Source organism: Serratia surfactantfaciens (genome assembly GCF_001642805.2).
Lineage (GTDB): Bacteria > Pseudomonadota > Gammaproteobacteria > Enterobacterales > Enterobacteriaceae > Serratia > Serratia surfactantfaciens.
Window position 1 is genome coordinate 4,134,139 of record NZ_CP016948.1, and the last position, 20,852, is coordinate 4,154,990.

Consider the following 20,852-nt stretch of genomic DNA (forward strand, 5'->3'; position numbering starts at 1 on the left):
AAACTGCCCAAATGACTAAGAAATGGGAAATCTCAGGTGAAGTTCGTAAAGTATTTACTAATCCTTGCAGTATGTTGCATCGTGCTGGGAGCAGCCTCGATTTTCGGCTTGTACAAATATGTCGAGCCGCAGCTGCCCGACGTTGCAACGCTGAAAGACGTGCGGCTGCAGATACCGATGCAGGTCTACAGCGCCGATGGCGAACTGATCGCCCAGTACGGCGAGAAGCGCCGCATTCCGCTGAAACTGGATCAAATTCCGCCGGTAATGGTGCACGCGTTTATCGCCACCGAAGACAGCCGCTTCTATGATCACCACGGCGTGGATCCGGTCGGTATCTTCCGTGCCGCCTCCATCGCGTTGGTCTCCGGCCACGCTTCACAGGGGGCCAGTACCATTACCCAACAGCTGGCGCGTAACTTCTTCTTAAGCCCGGAACGCACCCTGATGCGTAAAATCAAGGAAGCCTTCCTGGCGGTGCGCATCGAGCAGATGCTCACCAAGGATGAAATCCTTGAGCTGTATCTGAACAAGATCTATCTGGGTTACCGCGCCTACGGCGTGGGCGCCGCCGCGCAGGTCTATTTCGGCAAAGACGTCAGCCAGCTCACCCTGAGCGAAATGGCGACCATCGCCGGTCTGCCGAAAGCGCCGTCCACCTTTAACCCGCTCTATTCGCACGATCGCGCCGTTGCCCGTCGCAATGTGGTGCTGTCGCGCATGCTGGACGAGCATTACATCACGCAGGCGCAGTACGATCAGGCTCGTAGCGAAGATTTGGTCGCCAACTACCATGCGCCGGAAATCAGCTTCTCCGCACCTTATCTCTCCGAGATGGTGCGCCAGGAGATGATCAAGCGCTACGGTGAAAACGCCTATACCGACGGCTACAAGGTTTACACCACCGTCACCAAGCGGCTGCAGCTGGCGGCGCAGGAGTCGGTGCGCAACAACGTGCTGGCCTATGACATGCGCCACGGCTATCGCGGCCCGTCCAACGTGCTGTGGAAAGTCGGCGAAGCGGCCTGGGATCGCAAACAGATTATCGATTCGCTGAAAAACCTGCCGAACTACGGCCCGCTGGCGCCGGCGGTGATCACCGCCGCCAACCCGCAGGAAGCGACGGCGATGCTGGCCGACGGCAGCAGCATTGCCTTGCCGATGGCCACCATGCGCTGGGCGCGGCCATACCGTTCAGACACGCAGCAGGGCCCAACGCCGAAACGCGTCACCGACGTCGTGCAGGCCGGCCAGCAAGTGTGGGTGCGTAAAGTGAACGAAGCCTGGTGGCTGTCGCAGGTGCCGGACGTCAACTCGGCGCTGGTCTCCATCAACCCGAACGACGGCGCGGTAAAAGCGCTGGTCGGCGGCTTCGACTTCAACCAGAGCAAGTTCAACCGCGTCACGCAGGCCCTGCGTCAGGTCGGCTCGAACATCAAACCGTTCCTGTACACCGCCGCGATGGATAAAGGCCTGACGCTGGCCACCATCCTGAACGATTTGCCGATCACCCGTTGGGATGCCGGCGCCGGCACCGACTGGCGGCCGAAAAACTCGCCGCCGACCTACGACGGCCCGATCCGCCTGCGTCAGGGGCTGGGGCAATCGAAGAACGTGGTGATGGTGCGCGCGATGCGCGCGATGGGCGTCGACTACGCGGCGGAATATCTGCAGCGCTTCGGCTTCCCGGCGCAGAACATCGTGCATACCGAATCGCTGGCGCTGGGTTCCGCCTCCTTCACGCCGATGCAGTTGGTGCGCGGCTATGCGGTGCTGGCGAACGGCGGTTACCTGGTCGACCCGTACTTCATCACCAAGATCGAAGACGATAACGGCAATACGGTGTTCGAAGCCAAGCCGAAAGTGGTGTGCAGCAGCTGTAATCTGCCGGTTATCTACGGTGACACTCGCCGCTCGGCGGTACTGTCCGATGACAACATCGAAAACGTCGCCACTTCGCAGGAAGGCAACAACAGCACAGTGCCGATGCCGCAGCTGGAGCAGGTCACCCCGGCTCAGGTACAGCAGGACGGCGACCAACAGTATGCGCCGCACGTGATCAGCACACAGCTGGCGTTCCTGATCCACGATGCGCTGAACAGCAACATCTTCGGTGAACCGGGTTGGATGGGCACCGCCTGGCGCGCCGGGCGCGATCTGAAACGTCATGATATCGGCGGCAAAACCGGCACCACCAACAGCTCCAAAGACGCCTGGTTCTCCGGTTATGGTCCGGATACCGTGACGTCGGTGTGGATCGGCTTCGACGATCACCGCCGCGACCTGGGCCGTTCGACGGTGTCCGGCGCCATCCCGGATCAGATTTCCGGCGGTGAAGGCGGGGCCAAGAGCGCCCAACCGGCATGGGACGACTTCATGAAGACCGCGCTGGAAGGCATCCCGGAGCAGAAAGTCACGCCGCCGCCGGGCATCATCAGCGTCACCATCGACAAGAGCAGCGGCAAGCTCTCCGGCGGTGGCGGCGGCAGCCGTTCCGAGTACTTCATCGAAGGAACGCAGCCGACGGACTACCCATCGCGCGATACCGGCACCACGTTGACCGATCCGGGCGGCGAAAGCCACGAGCTGTTCTGATCGAAAAGGGCCAGAGAAATCTGGCCCTTTTTTTATGCGGCGCGCAGCGTCTCAGCGCGAAGCGCGCAGAAATGCCTCGGAGAGGAACAGCGCGCTGACGTTGCGCGCCTCGCGGAAATCCGGTTCTGCCAGCAGCGCCATCATGTTGGCGATCGGCCAGCGCACCTGCGGCAGCGGCTCCGGCTCGTCCCCTTCCAGGCTCTGCGGATAGAGATCGTGCGCCAGCACGATATTCATTTTGCTGGAAAAGTAGGATGGCGCCATCGTCAGCTTGCTGAGGAAGTCAAAGCGCTTCGCCCCGTATCCCACCTCTTCCATCAGCTCGCGGTTGGCCGCCTCCAGCACCCCTTCACCGGGATCGATCAACCCTTTCGGGAAACCCAGCTCATAGGATTCAGTGCCCACCGCATACTCGCGGATCAGCAGCAGGTCATCGCCAATCACCGGCACGATCATTACCGCTTCGCGATCCGAAGGCCGCATACGCTCATACACCCGCCGAACACCGTTGCTGAATTCCAAATCGACCGACTCGACGTTAAACAAACGCGAACGCGCGACCGTTTCCACTTTCAGAATTTTAGGTTTTTGCAGGTGTTTATCCATGATTGCCTCAAAGAGGTTACCCAGGCGCAGACGGGGGCAACCGAAATAATGATTGGCGTAGCGCACGGCTCGTTGGCGCTCAAACGCTGACCAAATTCGATCTTGATCACATTGTGCGTTAAGGGCAAGCTTCGCCGCAACGAGCATGAACAGTAATTTACTTTCTTTTAACAAGCGTAGCCAGCGGCGGGCGATTTTCCGTACTGATTCAGCAAACAGCACGCATGAAAATAGGATAATACCGATATCGACGGCACAGGCCGGCTGCTAGTATCACGCAGGCAAGAATCAGTGATAAAATGGCCTTGCGTCATGAAGGAATGAGATCCAGAGCGAGAATCTGTTTGTTCCCTCATTAGTTCTGGGTGCCTCCTGGCGGTTTACTCCGTATAATATTCAGCTTTTCATCAGGTTGGCGAAATTCACGGGTGTGAGATGGGGATTGCATGAGCACAATAGTGTTGATATTGGCCTTAGTGCTTGTCTGCCTGATCGCCGCCGGCCTGTATCTATGGTTCAAGGCCCGCCACCCGTCGGCGCTGACGCACACGTTGCCGTTTATCAAACCCGCCCATCGCAAGCTGACCGACGAAGAGCGTGCCGCAGTCGAGTTCTATCTCAATCAGCAAAACAAGCTGAGCAACAAACTGTTGCCCGGCGGCAGCGCGATGCAGCCCAACGCAAAACTGGCGCTCACGCCGCAAAGCGATAGCGTATATCCCGTGACGCACGCCATCACCCGCTACGGCCTGGCCAGCGACGATCCCAATAAATGGCGCTACTATCTCGACGCCGAAGAGGTGCACCTGCCGCCGTTTTGGGAACCCTATATCACCGCCGACAACCATGTGGAAGTGATCAGGACCCAGACGTTGCCGCTGGTGATTTCGCTCAACGGACACTCGCTGAAAGATCATATCCACGATCGGCCGCAGCCGCCGGTAGTGACCGCCGCACCGACTAAAAACGCCTCTATCCGCAAGGAGGAGAGCGAACATGTCGAGCTGGTGAACATTCGCAAAGAAACGCCGGAAGAGCATGCGCTGAATCGGCCGAACGGCATCCGTGAAGCCGTCATCATCTCCGCCGCGCTGTTGTTGCTGTTCTTTAGCCTGATCAGCCCGGTGCTGGTGATCCCTTGGATGATCTTCGTGGCGGTGCTGATGATCGCCTGGGGCTGCTGGAACCTGTTCCGCCGCCCGGCGCCACGCGAACTGAAAGAGATCCACTGCCTGCGCGGCACGCCAAAGCGCTGGGGCCTGTTCGGTGAATCCGGCCAAGGGCAGATCAGCAATATTTCGCTCGGCATTATCGATCTTATCTATCCGCAGCATTGGCAGCCTTACCTGACGCAGGACCTGGGCAAAACCACCGATGTGGATGTCTACCTCAATCGGCAGGTGGTGCGCCAGGGGCGCTTCCTCTCGCTGCATGACGAAGTGAAGAATTTCCCGCTTCAGCAGTGGGGGCGCAATGCGGTGCTGGTCGCCAGTTCGGCGCTGGTGCTGCTGCTGCTGCTGGTCTATATCCCGCTCAACCTGCCATTGACCCTCAGCATGGCCTGGCTGCAAGGCGCGCAAAAAGTGGAAGTGACCAGCGTGCAAGCGCTGGAAGCCACGCCGCTGCGCATCGGCGATACGCTGAAGGTGCGCGGCAGCGGCATGTGCTATGTGCCGCCGCCGGCCAACGGTGGCGGCGCCGTCAACTTTGCGCCGTTCGACTGCTCCGGCATCTACTGGAACAACGCCGCTCCACTGCCGCCGCCGGAATCGGAAGTCATCGACAAAGCGACGGCCCTGTTGGCCACGGTCAACAGCCAGCTGCATCCAAGCGGCGCCGATCAGAAGGTCAACCCGCAACTGGCCAGCGCCATCGAGAAATCCGGCATGATCCTGTTGGACGACTTCTCCGATATCGTGCTGAAAACGCAGGATCTGTGCCAGGCTGAAAGCGACTGCGTGCGGCTGAAAAACGCGCTGGTCAATCTGGGTAACGCCAAAAACTGGAACGGCCTGGTGAAACGCGCCAAGTCTGGTGCGCTGCAGGGCGTCAACGTCCTGCTGCGCCCGGTAAGCGCCGAATCGCTGGACAGTTTGACCAAGGTGGCCACGTCATCGTTCATCTTCAATGAAACGCGGCTGGCCGCCGCGGCGCTCAACAGCCCGCCGCCGGGCGGTTTCCTGATCAGCAGCGACGAAGGCCGTCAGTTGGTCAGTCACCCGCAGCCGCAGACGCCGCAGAGCGAATACAACGCCCTCGACCAGTGGAACGAGCTGCAACGCCTTTCCAATCTGCTGCTGCACACCCCGTTCCAGGCGCAGGGCGTTATCACCAGCCTCAGCGTTGATGCCAACGGCACTCGCCACGTGGCGCTGCACAGCGAACCGGACATGATCACCCTGTGGCGCTACCTCGGCACCAGCCTGCTGTTGCTGGCGGTGGTCGTCAGCCTGGGTTATAACGCTTGGCGGCTGGTGCAGCGCCGGCGCATCAACCAGCACCGCGTCGCCGATATTCAGCGCTACTACGACAGCTGCTTCAACCCGCAGCTCAATCCGATGTCGATGCGGCCGATGGCCTGAACCTGACGCCGGGGCCTCCGCCCTGTCATCTGCTTATGCTACGCTAACGCTATTATTCTCATCTGCGGACCGTCCGTCGGTCCGCCCGTGGAGTTTTTATGGTCCCTGAGTTTGACTGGCCGCAGATCGATACCGTGCTGCTGGATATGGACGGCACCTTGCTGGATCTGGAGTTCGACAGCCACTTTTGGCTCAGCCTGGTGCCGCAGGCGCTGAGCGAGAGGCGCGCCATTCCGTTCGACGAAGCCCGTGATATCATTCAGCGGGAATATCAGGCGGTGCAGCACACTATGAACTGGTACTGCTTCGATTATTGGAGCGAGCGGTTGGATCTGGACATCTACCGCATGACCAGCGAAGTAGGCAGCCGCGCCCGGCTGCGCGAAGACACCGAGCCGTTTTTACGGGCGCTGCGCGACGCCGGCCTGCAAACCATTCTGTTGACCAACGCCCATCCGCACAGCCTGGCGGTCAAAATCGAGCATACCGGTCTCGATCGGCACCTTGATTTATTGTTTTCCACCCACACATTTGGTTATCCGAAAGAAGATCAGCGTCTGTGGCAGGCGGTGCAGCAGCACACCGGATTCAATCCGCAGCGCACGCTGTTTGTCGACGACGGCGAGCCGATCCTGGACGCGGCGCGCACTTTCGGCATTCGTTACTGCCTGGGCGTGCAAAACCCGGACTCCAGCACGGCGGAGAAAAGCTTCCAGCGCCATCCGTCGATGCGCGACTATCGCCTGCTGATACCGGCGCTGGCCAAGGGGGAAGCATGAAGGAAAAAGCGACGCGCGACGACGCGGTCCGACTGGATAAGTGGCTGTGGGCCGCACGCTTCTATAAGACCCGCGCACTGGCGCGCGAAATGATCGACGGCGGCAAGGTGCATTACAACGGCCAGCGCGGCAAGCCGAGCAAGATTGTCGAACTCAACGCCGAGCTCAAGCTGCGGCAGGGCAACGAAGAACGTACGGTGATCGTGCTGGCGCTGACCAGCCAACGCCGCGGCGCCAACGAGGCGCAGCAAATGTATCAGGAAACCGAAGCCAGCATCGCCAACCGCGAAAAAATGGCGCTGGCGCGCAAGATGAACGCGTTGACCATGCCGCATCCGGACCGCCGTCCGGACAAAAAGGAGCGGCGCGACCTGATGAAATTTAAATTTGGTGAGCCGGAATAACCCCTCACCGCAATGAGAGAAGATTATGTCCAACCATGACCAATTGCACCGTTACCTGTTTGAAAACTACGCGGTGCGCGGCGAGCTGGTTACCGTCAGCGAAACCTATCAGCAGATCCTGAATAACCACGACTACCCGGCGCCGGTACAAAAACTGCTGGGCGAGCTGCTGGTCGCCACCAGTCTGTTGACCGCCACCCTGAAGTTCGACGGCGACATTACCGTTCAGCTGCAAGGCGACGGCCCGCTGAAGCTGGCGGTGATCAACGGCAACAACCGTCAGGAGATGCGCGGCGTTGCGCGCACCCAGGCGCCTATCGCCGACGACAGCACCTTGCATCAGATGATCGGCAACGGCGTCATGGTCATCACCATTTCCCCGACGGAAGGCGAGCGCTATCAGGGCGTGGTCGGCCTGGAAGGCGAAACCCTGGCCGAATGCCTGGAAGCCTACTTCCGTCAGTCTGAGCAGCTGCCAACCCGCCTGTTCATCCGCACCGGCGAAGCGGAAGGCAACGCCGCGGCGGCCGGTATGCTGCTGCAGGTGCTGCCAGCGCAGGACGGCAACCTCGATGATTTCGATCACCTGGTGCAACTGACCAACACGGTCAAAAGCGAAGAGCTGTTCGGCCTGCCGGCCAACGAGGTGCTGTACCGTCTGTACCACCAGGAAGAAGTCACCCTGTACGAACCGCAGGACGTGCAGTTCCGTTGCACCTGTTCACGCCAGCGTTGCGCCGACGCGCTGCTGACCCTGCCGACCGACGAAGTGGCGGACATGCTGGAGCAGGACGGCAATATCGACATGCACTGCGACTATTGCGGCAGCCACTATGTCTTTGACCCGGTTGATGTTGCCGCGTTGTATGCGGGTAACACCGGCGAAAGCGATCAGTTGCACTAAGTTATACCCTCCCGGCGGGCGCGCCCGGCGCCCGCCAACGCCCGCCGTTTGCACGTTTGCTTTTTTCCGTGTGCTATCTCTCAGATCGTAACGAAATACCGCCTAAAACGTTAAATATTTGATACCCATCGCGGTTACGCACCGTTAGATCCCTACAATTGCCGCCAGAAATTCTGTGACCAAGGAGTAGTAACATGCGCGTTAAAGGTATAACCCCTCAGGATCTGGCCGCTTACGGCATTCACGACGTTAGCGAAATCGTTCACAACCCGAGCTATGAACTGCTGTTTAAGGAAGAAACAGACCCATCTCTGGAAGGTTTTGAGCGTGGGGTAGTCACCAAGCTGGGTGCCGTCTCCGTCGATACCGGCATCTTCACCGGTCGTTCGCCGAAAGACAAATACATCGTCCGCGACGACATCACCCGCGATACCGTGTGGTGGGCCGATCAGGGCAAAGGCAAAAACGACAACAAACCCCTCAGCCCGGAAGTGTGGGCCGATCTGAAACACCTGGTCACTGAGCAATTGTCCGGCAAGCGCCTGTTCGTGGTGGATACCTTCTGCGGCGCCAACGCCGACTCGCGCCTGAAAGTGCGCTTCATCACCGAGGTGGCCTGGCAGGCGCACTTCGTGAAAAACATGTTCATCCGCCCAAGCGACGAAGAGCTGGCTGACTTCGAACCGGACTTCGTGGTGATGAACGGCGCCAAATGCACCAACCCGAACTGGCAGCAGCAAGGCCTGAACTCGGAGAACTTCGTCGCCTTCAACCTGACCGAGCGCATGCAGCTGATCGGCGGCACCTGGTACGGCGGCGAAATGAAGAAAGGCATGTTCTCGATGATGAACTACCTGCTGCCGCTGAAAGGCATCGCCTCGATGCACTGCTCGGCCAACGTGGGCGAGAAAGGCGACGTAGCGGTGTTCTTCGGCCTGTCCGGTACCGGCAAGACCACCCTCTCCACCGATCCTAAACGCCAGCTGATCGGCGATGACGAACACGGCTGGGACGACGATGGCGTGTTCAACTTCGAAGGCGGCTGCTACGCCAAGACCATCAAACTGTCTGAAGAAGCCGAGCCGGATATCTATCACGCCATCAAGCGCGACGCGCTGCTGGAAAACGTCACCGTGCTGGCCGATGGCACTATCGACTTCAACGACGGTTCGAAAACCGAGAACACCCGCGTTTCTTACCCGATCTACCATATCCAGAACATCGTCAAACCGGTGTCCAAGGCAGGTCACGCCACCAAGGTGATCTTCCTGACCGCCGACGCCTTCGGCGTGCTGCCGCCGGTATCGCGCCTGACCGCCAACCAGACGCAGTACCACTTCCTGTCCGGCTTCACCGCCAAGCTGGCCGGCACCGAGCGCGGCGTGACCGAGCCGACGCCAACCTTCTCCGCCTGCTTCGGCGCCGCGTTCCTGTCGCTGCACCCGACGCAGTACGCCGAAGTGCTGGTGAAACGCATGCAGGCCGCCGGCGCCCAGGCTTACCTGGTCAACACCGGCTGGAACGGCACCGGCAAGCGCATCTCAATCAAAGACACGCGTGGCATCATCGACGCCATCCTGAGCGGTGAGATCGACAAGGCGGAAACCGTAACCCTGCCGATCTTCGATCTGGCGATGCCGACCGCGCTGCCTGGCGTGAATCCGGAGATCCTCGATCCGCGCAATACCTACGCCAGCCTCGAGCAGTGGCAGGAAAAAGCGCAGGATCTGGCCGAGCGTTTCATCACCAACTTCGACAAATACACCGATACGCCTGCAGGCGCCGCGCTGGTCAGCGCCGGCCCGAAGCTGTAATTCGGTAGCATTACCTCTTCAGCTAAGGCGCGGATCCCGCGCCTTTTTTCATTTTTCGTGATTGCTTTTTAACCAGCGAGACGAGAAAATAAGTCAATGCAATCATTGATAGCAAAGGAGGTTTCAATGGCTACTATCACCGTCAGAAATCTGGACGACGAAATCAAAGAACTGCTGCGTATTTCAGCGGCGAAAAACGGCCATTCCATGGAAGAGGAAGCGCGCATGATCCTGAAGCAGGCGCTGGTGAAAAAGCCGCCACGCTATGGATTGGGTACCTGGATGCATCAGCACTTCGCAGAGTTCGGTGGCGTCGAGCTGGAGATCCCACCGCGTGACGCCGTGCCACCGCGCATCGTCACCTTTGACGATGAAGATGACAACGCATGATTATTCTCGACACCAACGTCATTTCAGAAACGCTGCGCCCCAGTCCGTACTACAACGTCATTAACTGGTTAAATGAAAAGGACAATGACAAGCTCTATCTGAGCGCCATTGTCCTGGCCGAACTGTTCAGCGGCGTCGCCTGCATGCCTGACGGCAAGCGCCAGCGGGATCTCAAGCTCAAATTGGCGGACGCGATTGAATTGAAGTTCGAGGGGCAGATATTGCCGTTTGATGGGCTGTGCGCGATGCAATACGCGGAATTGACGGCAAGGAATCGGCTTCTGGGTAAAGCGATGAGCATGCCGGATACCCAAATCGCCGCCACCTGCCTGCATTACGGTGCCGTCCTGGCCACCCGCAATACCAAAGCCTTCCTCCACTGCGGCATCGAGCTCATCGATCCGTGGCAGGCGCCGACCGGCCGTCGGTTGCATGAGGATGCGGCGGAATATTACGTGATGAGCAGGAAGTCCTGACGGGGCCGCAGCGAGGCAGCCCGCGCCAGGAGGGTCAGGCGTTTTCCCTGGCCGTTTGATGGCCGTTGGCCGACTCTTTTTTCTCCATCGGCAGCGGGATATACGCGCGGATCAACAACCCGCCGCGTTCGCTGGTGCCGATATCCAGCGCCCCGTCGTGCGCATCGATAATACGCTGCACGATCGCCAGCCCCAGACCGGTGCCGCTGGTACTGCGCGCGCTGTCGCCGCGTACGAACGGCTGCAACAGGTGCTTCAACTCTTCCGGCTTGATGCCCGGGCCGTCATCCTCGACCTGGAACCAGCCGCGCTGCAGCTCGCGGCCGCTGCTGACTTTGATCCAACCGTTGCCGTAACGCGCCGCATTCACCACCATATTCACCGCCGCACGCTTAATCGACAGCGGGTGTACGTTCATCATCAGCTCGCCCGGCGACAGCGCGGTTTCAATCACCCGCTCATAACCGCTCTCCGCCGCGACCACCTCGCCCAAAATGGCGTTCAGATCGCTGCTTTCGGTCGGCATTTCCTGCCCGGTGCGCAGATAATCGATGAACTGTTCAATGATGGCGTTGCACTCTTCGATGTCTTTATTGATCGACTCGGCCAGATAGCCGTCTTCGGCGCTCATCATCTCCGTCGCCAGCCGGATGCGCGTCAACGGCGTGCGCAGGTCGTGGCTGACCCCGGCCATCAGCAAGGTGCGATCGTCCGCCAGCTGCTTGACGCCCGACGCCATCTGATTGAACGCACGAGTCACCGAGCGCACTTCGGAAGCGCCATACTCGCGCAGCGGCGGCGGAATAATGCCCTTGCCCACCTGCAGCGCCGCATGTTCCAGCTCCACCAGCGGGCGGTTTTGAATACGGATAAACAGCCAGGCGCCGCCGATCGCCAGCAGCATGATCGCCAGCGTATAGCGGAACAGCGGAGAGAAGTCGCCCTGATGGATTTCCGTCAGCGGCACGCGTACCCAGATATCGGGCTGCAACCAGGTTTTCAGCCACACCACCGGGGAGTTCTTGTTCACCTCCACCCGCACATCGGTCGGCCCGCCAAGCTGCTGCGCCATCTGCTGGCTGAGGAACTGGTAGTGCTGCGCCCAGCGCAGGCCGCTCTCTTCCGCCGCCGAATTGGTGTAGAGAGAGATGCCCAGCTCGCGGTAGATCTCACGACGGAACGCCGGCGGCACTTCCAGCAACGTGCCATCCTCCAGCTGCAGCCGATCGGTCATCAGCATACGCACTTCGTAAGCCAACACCTTGTTGAACTGCTGCAGGCTGGGCAGGATGGCGAAGTTCAGCACCACCAGATAGGTCGTCACCAGGCTGACGAACAGCAAGGTGACGATCAACAACAGGGTTCGGGCAAACGAGCTACGCGGTGAAAAGCGCAATCGCCTCATGCCTTGCTGCCGTCCGGAACGAACACGTAGCCGAGACCCCAAACGGTCTGGATATAACGCGGATGCGCCGGATCTTCTTCAACCATGCGGCGCAGACGAGAGATCTGCACGTCGATGGAACGTTCCATGGCGCTGTATTCACGGCCACGCGCCAGGTTCATCAGCTTATCGCGCGACAGCGGTTCACGCGGGTGGCTGACCAGTGCCTTCAGGACCGCGAACTCGCCGCTGGTCAACGGCATAGGCTCGTCTTCGCGGAACATCTCGCGGGTGCCGAGGTTCAGTTTGAATTTGCCGAACGCGATCACCGCCTCTTCCTGCGAAGGCGCGCCCGGCAGTTCGTTAGCCTGACGGCGCAGCACCGCGCGGATGCGAGCCAACAGCTCACGCGGGTTGAACGGTTTAGGAATGTAGTCGTCGGCGCCGATTTCCAGCCCCACGATGCGATCGACCTCTTCGCCTTTGGCGGTGACCATAATGATCGGCATCGGGTTGCTCTGGCTGCGCAGGCGGCGGCAAATGGACAGACCGTCTTCGCCCGGCAACATCAGATCGAGCACCATCAGATGGAAGGATTCACGGGTCAGCAAGCGATCCATTTGCTCAGCGTTGGCGACGCTGCGAACCTGGAAGCCCTGCTCGGTTAAATAACGTTCTAAAAGCGCGCGCAGGCGCATGTCATCATCGACAACCAGGATCTTATGATTCTCTTGCATGGTATTACTCCCAAAGGCTTTATTGCCTGACTCGAATATTGTTAGAAAACCTTGCCATTTGAGACAGCGTTTAATGGTATGTATTCTAGACGAAATTGTTACAAAGCTTATTCTTTTCCCCATTTATCAACAATTTTCATCGAATGTCGACGGGGGTTCGTCAAAATTTCGCCCTTTATCGGCGCAATGTGGGGCAGCGGCCCAATTTTACGCAATTTCGCCACCGGCGAACCGCACGGTGGCGTTTTGATATCGGGTCAGGAAGTCTGCAGGAAACGCGCCAGCTGCCTACGCAGCTGACGGTTTTCTTGCTGCAACGCATCCACCCGGTCGAGCAGCGTCAGCGCCATGGCGATCCCCGGCCAGTCCAGATCCAGTTCGGCCCGCAGCCTGCGCGCACGCTGCAGATGGCTCAGCGCCGGATAATCGAACACCCAACTCGGCTGCGCCGGCTCCAGCGGCACGATCACGCCCAGGCCGACGATCTCGACCAGCTCATCCTCTGAAATTTCCACCCGTTGGCACAATTCCACCACGGTGAAGGTGATCTCTTTCTTCATCATGTGCTTTACTCCCATTCCGCGCGTGGGTTGAACGGCGCCTGCTCGGCCAGTTCTCGCCACAGGGCGCTGGCTTTCTCGTTGGGTTTCGGCGGCATCACCACCTTGAGAATGACGTACAGATCGCCGGGCTCTTTCTTGCCCGCCAGCCCTTTGCCTTTGACCCGCAGCCGTTTGCCGCTCTGGCTGCCGGCCGGCACGGTCAGCGCGATCTTGCCGGTCAGCGTCGGCACCTCGATGCTGGCGCCGAGCGCCGCTTCCCACGGTGCGAGCGGCGCCACGATGCTCAGGTTGTGGCCGTCGATCTCAAACAGCGGATGCGGCGCGAGGCGGATGACCAGATACAGATCGCCGTTCTGGCCGCCGCCCACACCGGCGACACCCTGCCCCTTGAGGCGAATGCGTTCGCCGTCGCCGACGCCCGCCGGGATTTTCACGTTCAGCGTTTTGCTGGCTTCGCTCACCTGCCGCCCCAGCTCGTCGTACACCGGCAGCTTGTAGGAAATCTCGCGGCTTTGGCCATGCAGCGTTTCCTCGAGAAACAGCGGCACTTCCATCTCCAGATCCTGGCCGCGGAAGCCGTGCCCGCCGTGCGAATGCGCAGAGGAACGGTGGCTGCCCGCCGTCCGGCCGCCGAACATGCTCTCGAAGAAATCGGAGAAGTCTTGTGCGTCGCCGCCACCGTGCCATGAAGCGCTCTGCTGATAGCCACCGTGGTCGCCGCGCGCCTGGCGGCCAAAGTTCGGATCGTTGCGGTGCAGCCGGATCTGATCGTACTCGGCGCGGCGCTCTTCGTCCTTCAGTACCTCATAGGCTTCGGCCAGCTCCTTGAACTTGCTCTCGGCGTCTTCTTCGGTGCTCACGTCAGGGTGATATTTACGCGCCAGCCGGCGGTAGGCCGTTTTGATGGTTTTCAGATCGGCGTTGGGCTCGACGCCCATCGTTGCGTAGTAATCTTTAAATTCCATGCGGTAATACCTTCAATGTGTTGGGTTGTGCGCCAAAATTCCTTGTCTCTCTCGCCAGATATCCTCCTTTCGTCACATTCCTTTTCCGCTATCGCTAAGCATACTCCCGATTGTTAAAAGCTGCGCAAACTGAATAAAAACCGTGCGGCAAGGCGCAGGCCCGCGCGCCATTTTTAAAGCCTTCCGCATTCACGTACACTGTGGCGGTGGCCCCATAAAGATAAATCACGATGAGAACTCAACTGATAACCCGTGAAGGGTATGACAAGCTCAAACAAGAGCTGGATTACCTCTGGCGCGAAGAACGCCCCGAGGTGACCAAGAAAGTGACCTGGGCCGCCAGCCTGGGCGACAGAAGCGAAAACGCCGACTACCAATACAACAAGAAGCGGCTGCGCGAAATAGACCGCCGCGTCCGCTATCTGACCAAATGCCTGGAGCAGTTGAAGATCGTCGATTACTCCCCGCAGCAGGAAGGCAAGGTGTTCTTCGGCGCCTGGGTAGAGGTGGAGAACGACGACGGCGAGATCAAACGCTTTCGCATCGTCGGTTACGACGAGATTTTCGGCCGCAAGGATTACATCTCCATCGACGCGCCGATGGCGCGCGCCCTGCTGAAAAAAGAGGTCGGGGACATCGCCACCGTCAATACCCCGCTGGGCGAAGCGCAGTGGTACGTTAACGAGATAGACTACCCGAAGTAAGCTTTCAGCTTTTTCCGAACCGCCGCCAACGCCGCCGCCTGCGCAGTTCTCTACGCCGCGGCCGCGCGGCGGCGGCCCGCTCCGCTGGCATTTTCCCCGATCAATCCGTATAACTGTCCCCTGTTTATTCACCGTTCTCAATACAGATACCAGACCTATGAATGACCCACTGAGCCGCATTATTGCAACAGAACTGCAGGCCCGGCCGGAGCAAGTCGACTCCGCCATCCGTCTGCTGGATGAAGGTAATACCGTGCCCTTTATTGCACGCTATCGTAAGGAAGTCACCGGGGGCCTGGACGACACCCAACTGCGCCAGCTGGAGACCCGCCTGGGTTATCTGCGTGAACTGGAAGATCGTCGCCAGACTATCCTGAAGTCGATCGATGAACAGGGCAAACTGACCGAACAACTGGCGGGGGCGATCAACGCCACGCTGAGCAAGACCGAACTCGAAGACCTCTACCTGCCGTACAAACCGAAGCGCCGCACCCGCGGCCAGATCGCCATCGAAGCCGGTCTGGAACCGCTGGCGGACACGCTGTGGCAAGATCCCCAGCAGCAGCCGGAGCAGCTGGCCGAACGCTACGTCGACGCCGACAAGGGCGTGGCGGACGTCAAAGCCGCCCTCGACGGCGCGCGCTATATCCTGATGGAGCGCTTCGCCGAAGACGCCGCGCTGCTGGCCAAGGTGCGCGACTACCTGTGGAAAAACGCCCATCTGGTGTCCAAAGTGGTCGAAGGCAAGGAAGAAGAAGGCGCCAAGTTCCGCGACTACTTCGATCACCACGAACCGATTTCTCAGGTGCCTTCGCACCGCGCGCTGGCGATGTTCCGCGGCCGCAACGAAGGCGTGCTGCAGCTGGCGCTGAACGCCGATCCGCAGTTTGAGGAAGCGCCGCGCGAAAGCCAGGCGGAGCTGATCATCATCAACCACCTCAACCTGCGTCTGAACAACGCCCCGGCCGACGCCTGGCGCAAGGCGGTGGTCAACTGGACCTGGCGCATCAAGGTGCTGCTGCACCTGGAAACCGAGCTGATGGGCACGGTGCGCGAACGCGCGGAAGACGAAGCGATCAACGTTTTCGCCCGCAACATGCATGATCTGTTGATGGCCGCACCGGCCGGCATGCGCGCCACCATGGGCCTCGATCCTGGCCTGCGCACCGGGGTGAAAGTCGCCGTGGTCGACGCGACCGGCAAGCTGGTGGCCACCGACACCGTCTACCCGCACACCGGGCAAGCGGCCAAAGCCGCCACCATCGTCGCGGCGCTGTGCATCAAACACCACGTGGAACTGGTGGCGATCGGCAACGGCACCGCTTCGCGTGAAACCGAGCGTTTCTATCTCGACCTGCAGAAGCAGTTCAGCGACGTCCGGGCGCAGAAAGTGATCGTCAGCGAAGCGGGTGCGTCGGTGTATTCCGCGTCCGAACTGGCGGCGCAGGAATTCCCGGATCTCGACGTGTCGCTGCGTGGCGCGGTGTCCATTGCCCGTCGCCTGCAGGATCCGCTGGCGGAGCTGGTGAAGATCGACCCGAAATCCATCGGCGTCGGCCAGTATCAGCATGACGTCAGCCAGAGCCAGCTGGCGAAGAAGCTGGACTCGGTGGTGGAAGACTGCGTGAACGCCGTCGGCGTCGACCTGAACACTGCGTCGGTGCCGTTGCTGACCCGCGTGGCCGGCCTGACGCGCATGATGGCCCAGAACATCGTCAACTGGCGCGACGAGAACGGCCGCTTCAGCAACCGTGAACAGCTGCTGAAGGTCAGCCGTCTGGGGCCGAAGGCCTTCGAACAGTGCGCCGGCTTCCTGCGCATCAACCACGGCGACAATCCGCTGGACGCTTCGACCGTTCACCCGGAAGCCTACCCGGTGGTGCAACGCATTCTGGCCGCTACCGAGCAGGCGCTGCAGGACCTGATGGGCAACGCTTCGGCGGTGCGCAGTCTCAAAGCGGTCGATTTCACCGACGACAAGTTCGGCGTGCCGACGGTTACCGACATCCTGAAAGAGCTGGAGAAACCGGGCCGCGATCCGCGTCCGGAGTTCAAAACCGCGACCTTTGCCGAAGGCGTGGAAACCCTCAACGATCTGCAGGTGGGCATGATCCTCGAAGGATCGGTCACCAACGTCACCAACTTCGGCGCCTTCGTGGATATCGGCGTGCATCAGGACGGCCTGGTACACATCTCCTCGCTGGCGGACAAGTTCGTTGAAGATCCGCATACCGTGGTGAAGGCCGGCGACATCGTCAAAGTGAAGGTGATGGAAGTCGATCTGCAACGCAAACGCATCGCGCTGAGCATGCGGCTGGATGAGCAACCGGGCGAAGGTTCGCCGCGCCGCGGCGGCAATGCGCCGGCGCAAACGCGCGACAACGCCAATCGTTCGGCGGGCGGCAACAAGGCCAAACCGCGCAACGCGGCGCCGGCCGGCAACAGCGCCATGGGCGACGCGCTGGCCGCGGCGTTCGGTAAGAAACGCTAAGCCAGAACCGTCAGGGCGGAGCCTGCTCCGCCCTTGCCGAGAAAGAAAACTTGCGGCATTTTTTGACCCGACTCAATAAACCTTCATCTTTTTATTTCCCGTTGCTGCGTGACCGCCCTCCCATTGTTAAAGCGGCAAAAATCCCTTCTGTAGCCGTTTATTAACAACGTCGTTAACACGCATTTTTCATTTTGCGAATTGTGAGCGAAACACAAATGGTTACCGCTCGTATTACGGCGGAATAATGTTATTGAATTGCCTTTCATCAGAAATAAATAAGGGAAAAACGCCATCAATATTTGCAAACGAGAAAACTCGGCTACAAATACGCAACTGATTTAACTCACCATTCTCATTTGTCGCCGAGTAAAAGCAGTGGTAAAACGGGGCTTATCAAAGCGACACAACCAAAAACTGCCGCCGCCATAATAATTGGTTACAATACCCTTACTTTTTGTATTGAACGCGATAATGATAATTACTATTATTTGCGCTCAATTTATTGCATGACCTTATGGATGAATAGCGCCGACGGCGTGGCATTTTCGCCGGCAACGTCCAATTATTATCAGCCCGATGTTCATCGGCACCCGGAAGGTTAATCACATGCAGCTTCAACCTAAACACACGTATAAAATCGCCGGCTTTTCCAGTGAAATTGCGCCGGCCTATCGCCAGAAACTGTTATCGCTCGGCATGCTGCCCGGCTCTTCATTCGAAGTGGTGCGCGTCGCACCGCTGGGCGATCCGATAGAAATTAAAACTCGCCGCGTCAGCCTGGTGCTGCGCAGGAAGGATCTGGCGCTGCTGCAACTCGACAGTCAGTCCTGAGCCGGCGCGCCCTCCGTTTGCCGACGCGCCTTTGCGCCGGCGCTGTTCTCCTTGAAGACGACACGCTGAACTATGAAAAAACTCACCATCGGTTTAATCGGTAACCCGAACTCCGGCAAAACCACGCTGTTCAACCAGCTGACCGGCGCGCGCCAACGGGTCGGCAACTGGGCGGGCGTGACGGTCGAACGCAAAGAAGGCCATTTCACTACCCCGCAGTCCGACGTGCGGCTGGTCGATCTGCCCGGCACCTACTCCCTCACCACCATCTCGGAACAGACCTCGCTCGATGAGCAGATCGCCTGCCACTACATTTTGAGCGGCGACGCCGATCTGCTGATCAACGTGGTCGACGCCTCCAACCTGGAGCGCAATCTCTATCTGACGCTGCAGCTGCTGGAGCTGGGCATTCCCTGCATCGTGGCGCTGAACATGCTCGACATCGCCAAAAGCCAGCATATCGATATCGACGTCGCCGCGCTGTCGGCACGCCTCGGCTGCCCGGTGGTGCCGATGGTCTCCACCCGCGCCGACGGCATCGGCGTGCTGAAGCAAATGATCGACAATCATCACATCAACGAGCAGCAGGCACTGGTGAACTACCCGCCGCTGTTGCTGAAAGAGGTCGCCACGCTGAGCGACGCCATGCCGCAAACGCTGCCGGCGGCGCAGCGCCGCTGGCTGGCGCTGCAGATGCTGGAAGGCGACATTTACAGCCACCGGCTGGCCGGCCCCGCCGTCGCGTTGCTGCCTGCGGCTACCCAGGCATTGCAACAGCAGCAGCAAGAAGACCCGGCACTGGTTATCGCCGACGCGCGCTACCAGTCTATCGCCACCCTGTGCGACGCGGTCAGCAACTCGCAGCAGGCGATGCCCAACCGCCTGACCGAGCTGCTGGATAAAATGATCCTCAACCGCTGGCTGGGCGTGCCGATCTTCCTGCTGGTGATGTACCTGATGTTCCTGCTGGCGATCAACATCGGCGGCGCGCTGCAGCCGATCTTCGATATCGGCTCGGCGGCGATCTTCATCCAGGGCATTCAGTGGCTGGGTTATACCCTGCACTTCCCCGACTGGCTGACCGTCTTCCTGGCGCAGGGCGTCGGCGGCGGCATCAACACCGTGCTGCCGCTGGTGCCGCAGATCGGCATGATGTACCTGTTCCTGTCGTTCCTGGAGGATTCCGGCTATATGGCACGCGCGGCGTTCGTGATGGACCGCCTGATGCAGGCGCTCGGGCTGCCGGGCAAATCCTTCGTGCCGCTGATCGTCGGCTTCGGCTGCAACGTGCCGTCCATCATGGGCGCCCGCACGCTGGACGCCCAGCGAGAGCGGCTGATCACCATCATGATGGCGCCGTTCATGTCCTGTGGCGCGCGTCTGGCTATCTTCGCGGTCTTCGCCGCCGCCTTCTTCGGCCAGGACGGCGCCGGGGTAGTGTTCTCGCTGTACCTGCTCGGCATCGCGGTGGCGATTCTCACCGGTCTGGTGCTGAAATACACCATCATGCGCGGCGAAGCCTCGCCGTTCGTGATGGAGCTGCCGGTCTATCACGTGCCGCACCTGAAAAGCCTGCTGCTGCAAACCTGGCAGCGGTTGAAAGGTTTCGTGCTGCGCGCCGGTAAGGTGATCGTGGTGGCCAGCATATTTATCGGCGGCCTGAACAGCTTCTCGTTCAGCGGCAAGACGGTCGACAACATCAACGACTCCGCGCTGGCCTCGGTCTCCAAGGTGCTGACGCCGCTGCTGCAACCGATGGGCGTCCACAGCGACAACTGGCAGGCCACCGTCGGGCTGGTGACCGGCGCGATGGCAAAAGAAGTGGTGGTCGGCACGCTGAATACGCTGTATACCGCCGAGCATATCAACAAAGAAGCGTTCGACGCCGCCAACTTCAATCTGCTCGATGAGCTGGGCGGCGCGCTGCAGGAAACCTGGGACGGCCTGAAAAACACCTTCAGCCTGAGCGTGCTCTCCAACCCGATCGAAGCCAGCAAGGGCGACGGCGAGATGGGCGTCGGCTCGATGGGGGTGATGAGCAGCAAATTCGGCTCGGGCATCTCCGCCTACAGCTACCTGATCTTCGTGCTGCTATATGTGCCTTGCGTCTCGGTGATGGGCGCCATCGCCCGTGAATCGAGCCGCGGTTGGATGACATTCTCCATCCTGTGGGGGCTGAACGTCGCCTATTCGCTGGCAACGCTGTTCTATCAGGCGGCGACCTTCAACCAACACCCGCAGTACAGCCTGACGGCGATCCTGGCCGTGGTGGCGGTGAATCTGCTGGTACTGTTCGGCCTGCGCCGGGCACGCAGTCGCGTCACGGTACGCCTGGGCAACGCCACGCCGGCGGCCTGCTGCCAGGGCGCCAAAGGGAATTGCCACTGATGGCCGGGCTGCTGCAGGTGCGCGATGCGCTGGCGCTGCTCGGCAGCGCCCAGGCGCAGCAGCTCAGCCAATCGCTGGCGACGCCGCTGCCGCTGGTGCAGGCGATGCTGGACCGTTTGGCGGCGATGGGGAAAGTGGAGCGTATCGAACAGGATGAGGGCGCCTGTCTGAGCGGCAGCTGCAAAAGCTGCCCGCAGGGCCAGGGGTGCGGCACGGTTATCTACCGGCTGAAGGCCTGA

At 60.0% G+C, this 20,852-nt stretch carries 18 protein-coding genes; 13 read left to right on the forward strand and 5 right to left on the reverse strand.

Features of this window, described 5'->3' with window-relative positions; translation table 11 throughout:
* Positions 1 to 36: 36 nt before the first annotated feature.
* Complete coding sequence (mrcA, locus tag ATE40_RS19440; protein WP_025159904.1) at positions 37 to 2,595, forward strand: peptidoglycan glycosyltransferase/peptidoglycan DD-transpeptidase MrcA; 2,559 nt, start codon at positions 37 to 39, stop codon at positions 2,593 to 2,595.
* A gap of 51 nt (positions 2,596 to 2,646) precedes the next feature.
* Here mrcA and nudE read toward each other — a convergent pair whose 3' ends face one another.
* Complete coding sequence (gene nudE, locus ATE40_RS19445; protein ID WP_015379304.1) at positions 2,647 to 3,201, reverse strand: ADP compounds hydrolase NudE; 555 nt, start codon at positions 3,199 to 3,201, stop codon at positions 2,647 to 2,649.
* Positions 3,202 to 3,647: 446 nt separating this feature from the next.
* Between nudE and ATE40_RS19450 the strand changes: the two genes are divergently transcribed.
* The 7 genes from ATE40_RS19450 to ATE40_RS19480 all read left to right on the forward strand — a co-directional run bounded on the left by ATE40_RS19450 (position 3,648) and on the right by ATE40_RS19480 (position 10,550).
* A complete protein-coding gene (locus ATE40_RS19450) occupies positions 3,648 to 5,783 on the forward strand; it encodes an intracellular growth attenuator family protein (protein ID WP_063918393.1) in 2,136 nt (711 codons plus the stop codon).
* A gap of 98 nt (positions 5,784 to 5,881) precedes the next feature.
* The gene (gene yrfG / locus ATE40_RS19455) at positions 5,882 to 6,562 is read left to right on the forward strand and encodes a GMP/IMP nucleotidase (protein WP_019456170.1); all 681 of its coding nucleotides are present in this window, start codon (positions 5,882 to 5,884) and stop codon (positions 6,560 to 6,562) included.
* Positions 6,559 to 6,966, forward strand: a complete 408-nt coding sequence (gene hslR, locus ATE40_RS19460; protein WP_025304547.1) for a ribosome-associated heat shock protein Hsp15 — start codon at positions 6,559 to 6,561, stop codon at positions 6,964 to 6,966. Before yrfG ends, hslR begins: the two co-directional genes overlap by 4 nt.
* A 25-nt stretch (positions 6,967 to 6,991) precedes the next feature.
* On the forward strand, positions 6,992 to 7,870 hold the full coding sequence (gene hslO / locus ATE40_RS19465; protein WP_015379307.1) for an Hsp33 family molecular chaperone HslO: 879 nt from the start codon (positions 6,992 to 6,994) through the stop codon (positions 7,868 to 7,870).
* Positions 7,871 to 8,064: 194 nt separating this feature from the next.
* Positions 8,065 to 9,684, forward strand: coding sequence for a phosphoenolpyruvate carboxykinase (ATP) (pckA, locus tag ATE40_RS19470; RefSeq protein WP_025159902.1), 1,620 nt, complete (start codon positions 8,065 to 8,067; stop codon positions 9,682 to 9,684).
* Positions 9,685 to 9,810: 126 nt separating this feature from the next.
* Positions 9,811 to 10,074, forward strand: coding sequence for a FitA-like ribbon-helix-helix domain-containing protein (locus ATE40_RS19475; RefSeq protein ID WP_004930730.1), 264 nt, complete (start codon positions 9,811 to 9,813; stop codon positions 10,072 to 10,074).
* Entirely contained in the window at positions 10,071 to 10,550 is a 480-nt protein-coding gene (locus ATE40_RS19480; protein ID WP_019455155.1) for a type II toxin-antitoxin system VapC family toxin, read from the forward strand. The genes ATE40_RS19475 and ATE40_RS19480 overlap by 4 nt, the downstream gene beginning before the upstream one ends.
* Positions 10,551 to 10,584: 34 nt before the next feature.
* Here ATE40_RS19480 and envZ read toward each other — a convergent pair whose 3' ends face one another.
* The 4 genes from envZ to cbpA form a co-directional block, all read right to left on the reverse strand.
* Positions 10,585 to 11,955, reverse strand: a complete 1,371-nt coding sequence (gene envZ / locus ATE40_RS19485; protein WP_025159901.1) for a two-component system sensor histidine kinase EnvZ — start codon at positions 11,953 to 11,955, stop codon at positions 10,585 to 10,587.
* A complete protein-coding gene (gene ompR / locus ATE40_RS19490) occupies positions 11,952 to 12,671 on the reverse strand; it encodes an osmolarity response regulator transcription factor OmpR (protein WP_004709363.1) in 720 nt (239 codons plus the stop codon). Before ompR ends, envZ begins: the two co-directional genes overlap by 4 nt.
* Positions 12,672 to 12,928: 257 nt before the next feature.
* Positions 12,929 to 13,234, reverse strand: a complete 306-nt coding sequence (locus ATE40_RS19495) for a chaperone modulator CbpM (protein ID WP_019455157.1) — start codon at positions 13,232 to 13,234, stop codon at positions 12,929 to 12,931.
* A 5-nt stretch (positions 13,235 to 13,239) separates the two neighbouring features.
* Positions 13,240 to 14,199 (reverse strand): curved DNA-binding protein, encoded by a 960-nt coding sequence (gene cbpA, locus ATE40_RS19500; RefSeq protein ID WP_019455158.1) that lies wholly within the window; start codon positions 14,197 to 14,199, stop codon positions 13,240 to 13,242.
* Positions 14,200 to 14,429: 230 nt separating this feature from the next.
* On the opposite strand from cbpA, the gene greB reads away from it, so the two are divergent.
* The 5 genes from greB to ATE40_RS19525 all read left to right on the forward strand — a co-directional run bounded on the left by greB (position 14,430) and on the right by ATE40_RS19525 (position 20,852).
* Positions 14,430 to 14,903, forward strand: a complete 474-nt coding sequence (gene greB, locus ATE40_RS19505; protein WP_019455159.1) for a transcription elongation factor GreB — start codon at positions 14,430 to 14,432, stop codon at positions 14,901 to 14,903.
* Positions 14,904 to 15,060: 157 nt separating this feature from the next.
* Complete coding sequence (locus tag ATE40_RS19510; protein ID WP_019455160.1) at positions 15,061 to 17,394, forward strand: Tex family protein; 2,334 nt, start codon at positions 15,061 to 15,063, stop codon at positions 17,392 to 17,394.
* A 606-nt stretch (positions 17,395 to 18,000) separates the two neighbouring features.
* Complete coding sequence (gene feoA / locus ATE40_RS19515) at positions 18,001 to 18,225, forward strand: ferrous iron transporter A (RefSeq protein WP_063918424.1); 225 nt, start codon at positions 18,001 to 18,003, stop codon at positions 18,223 to 18,225.
* Between the two features lie 72 nt (positions 18,226 to 18,297).
* Positions 18,298 to 20,613, forward strand: coding sequence for a Fe(2+) transporter permease subunit FeoB (gene feoB, locus ATE40_RS19520; RefSeq protein WP_063918392.1), 2,316 nt, complete (start codon positions 18,298 to 18,300; stop codon positions 20,611 to 20,613).
* Positions 20,613 to 20,852 (forward strand): FeoC-like transcriptional regulator, encoded by a 240-nt coding sequence (locus tag ATE40_RS19525; RefSeq protein ID WP_063918391.1) that lies wholly within the window; start codon positions 20,613 to 20,615, stop codon positions 20,850 to 20,852. The genes feoB and ATE40_RS19525 overlap by 1 nt, the downstream gene beginning before the upstream one ends.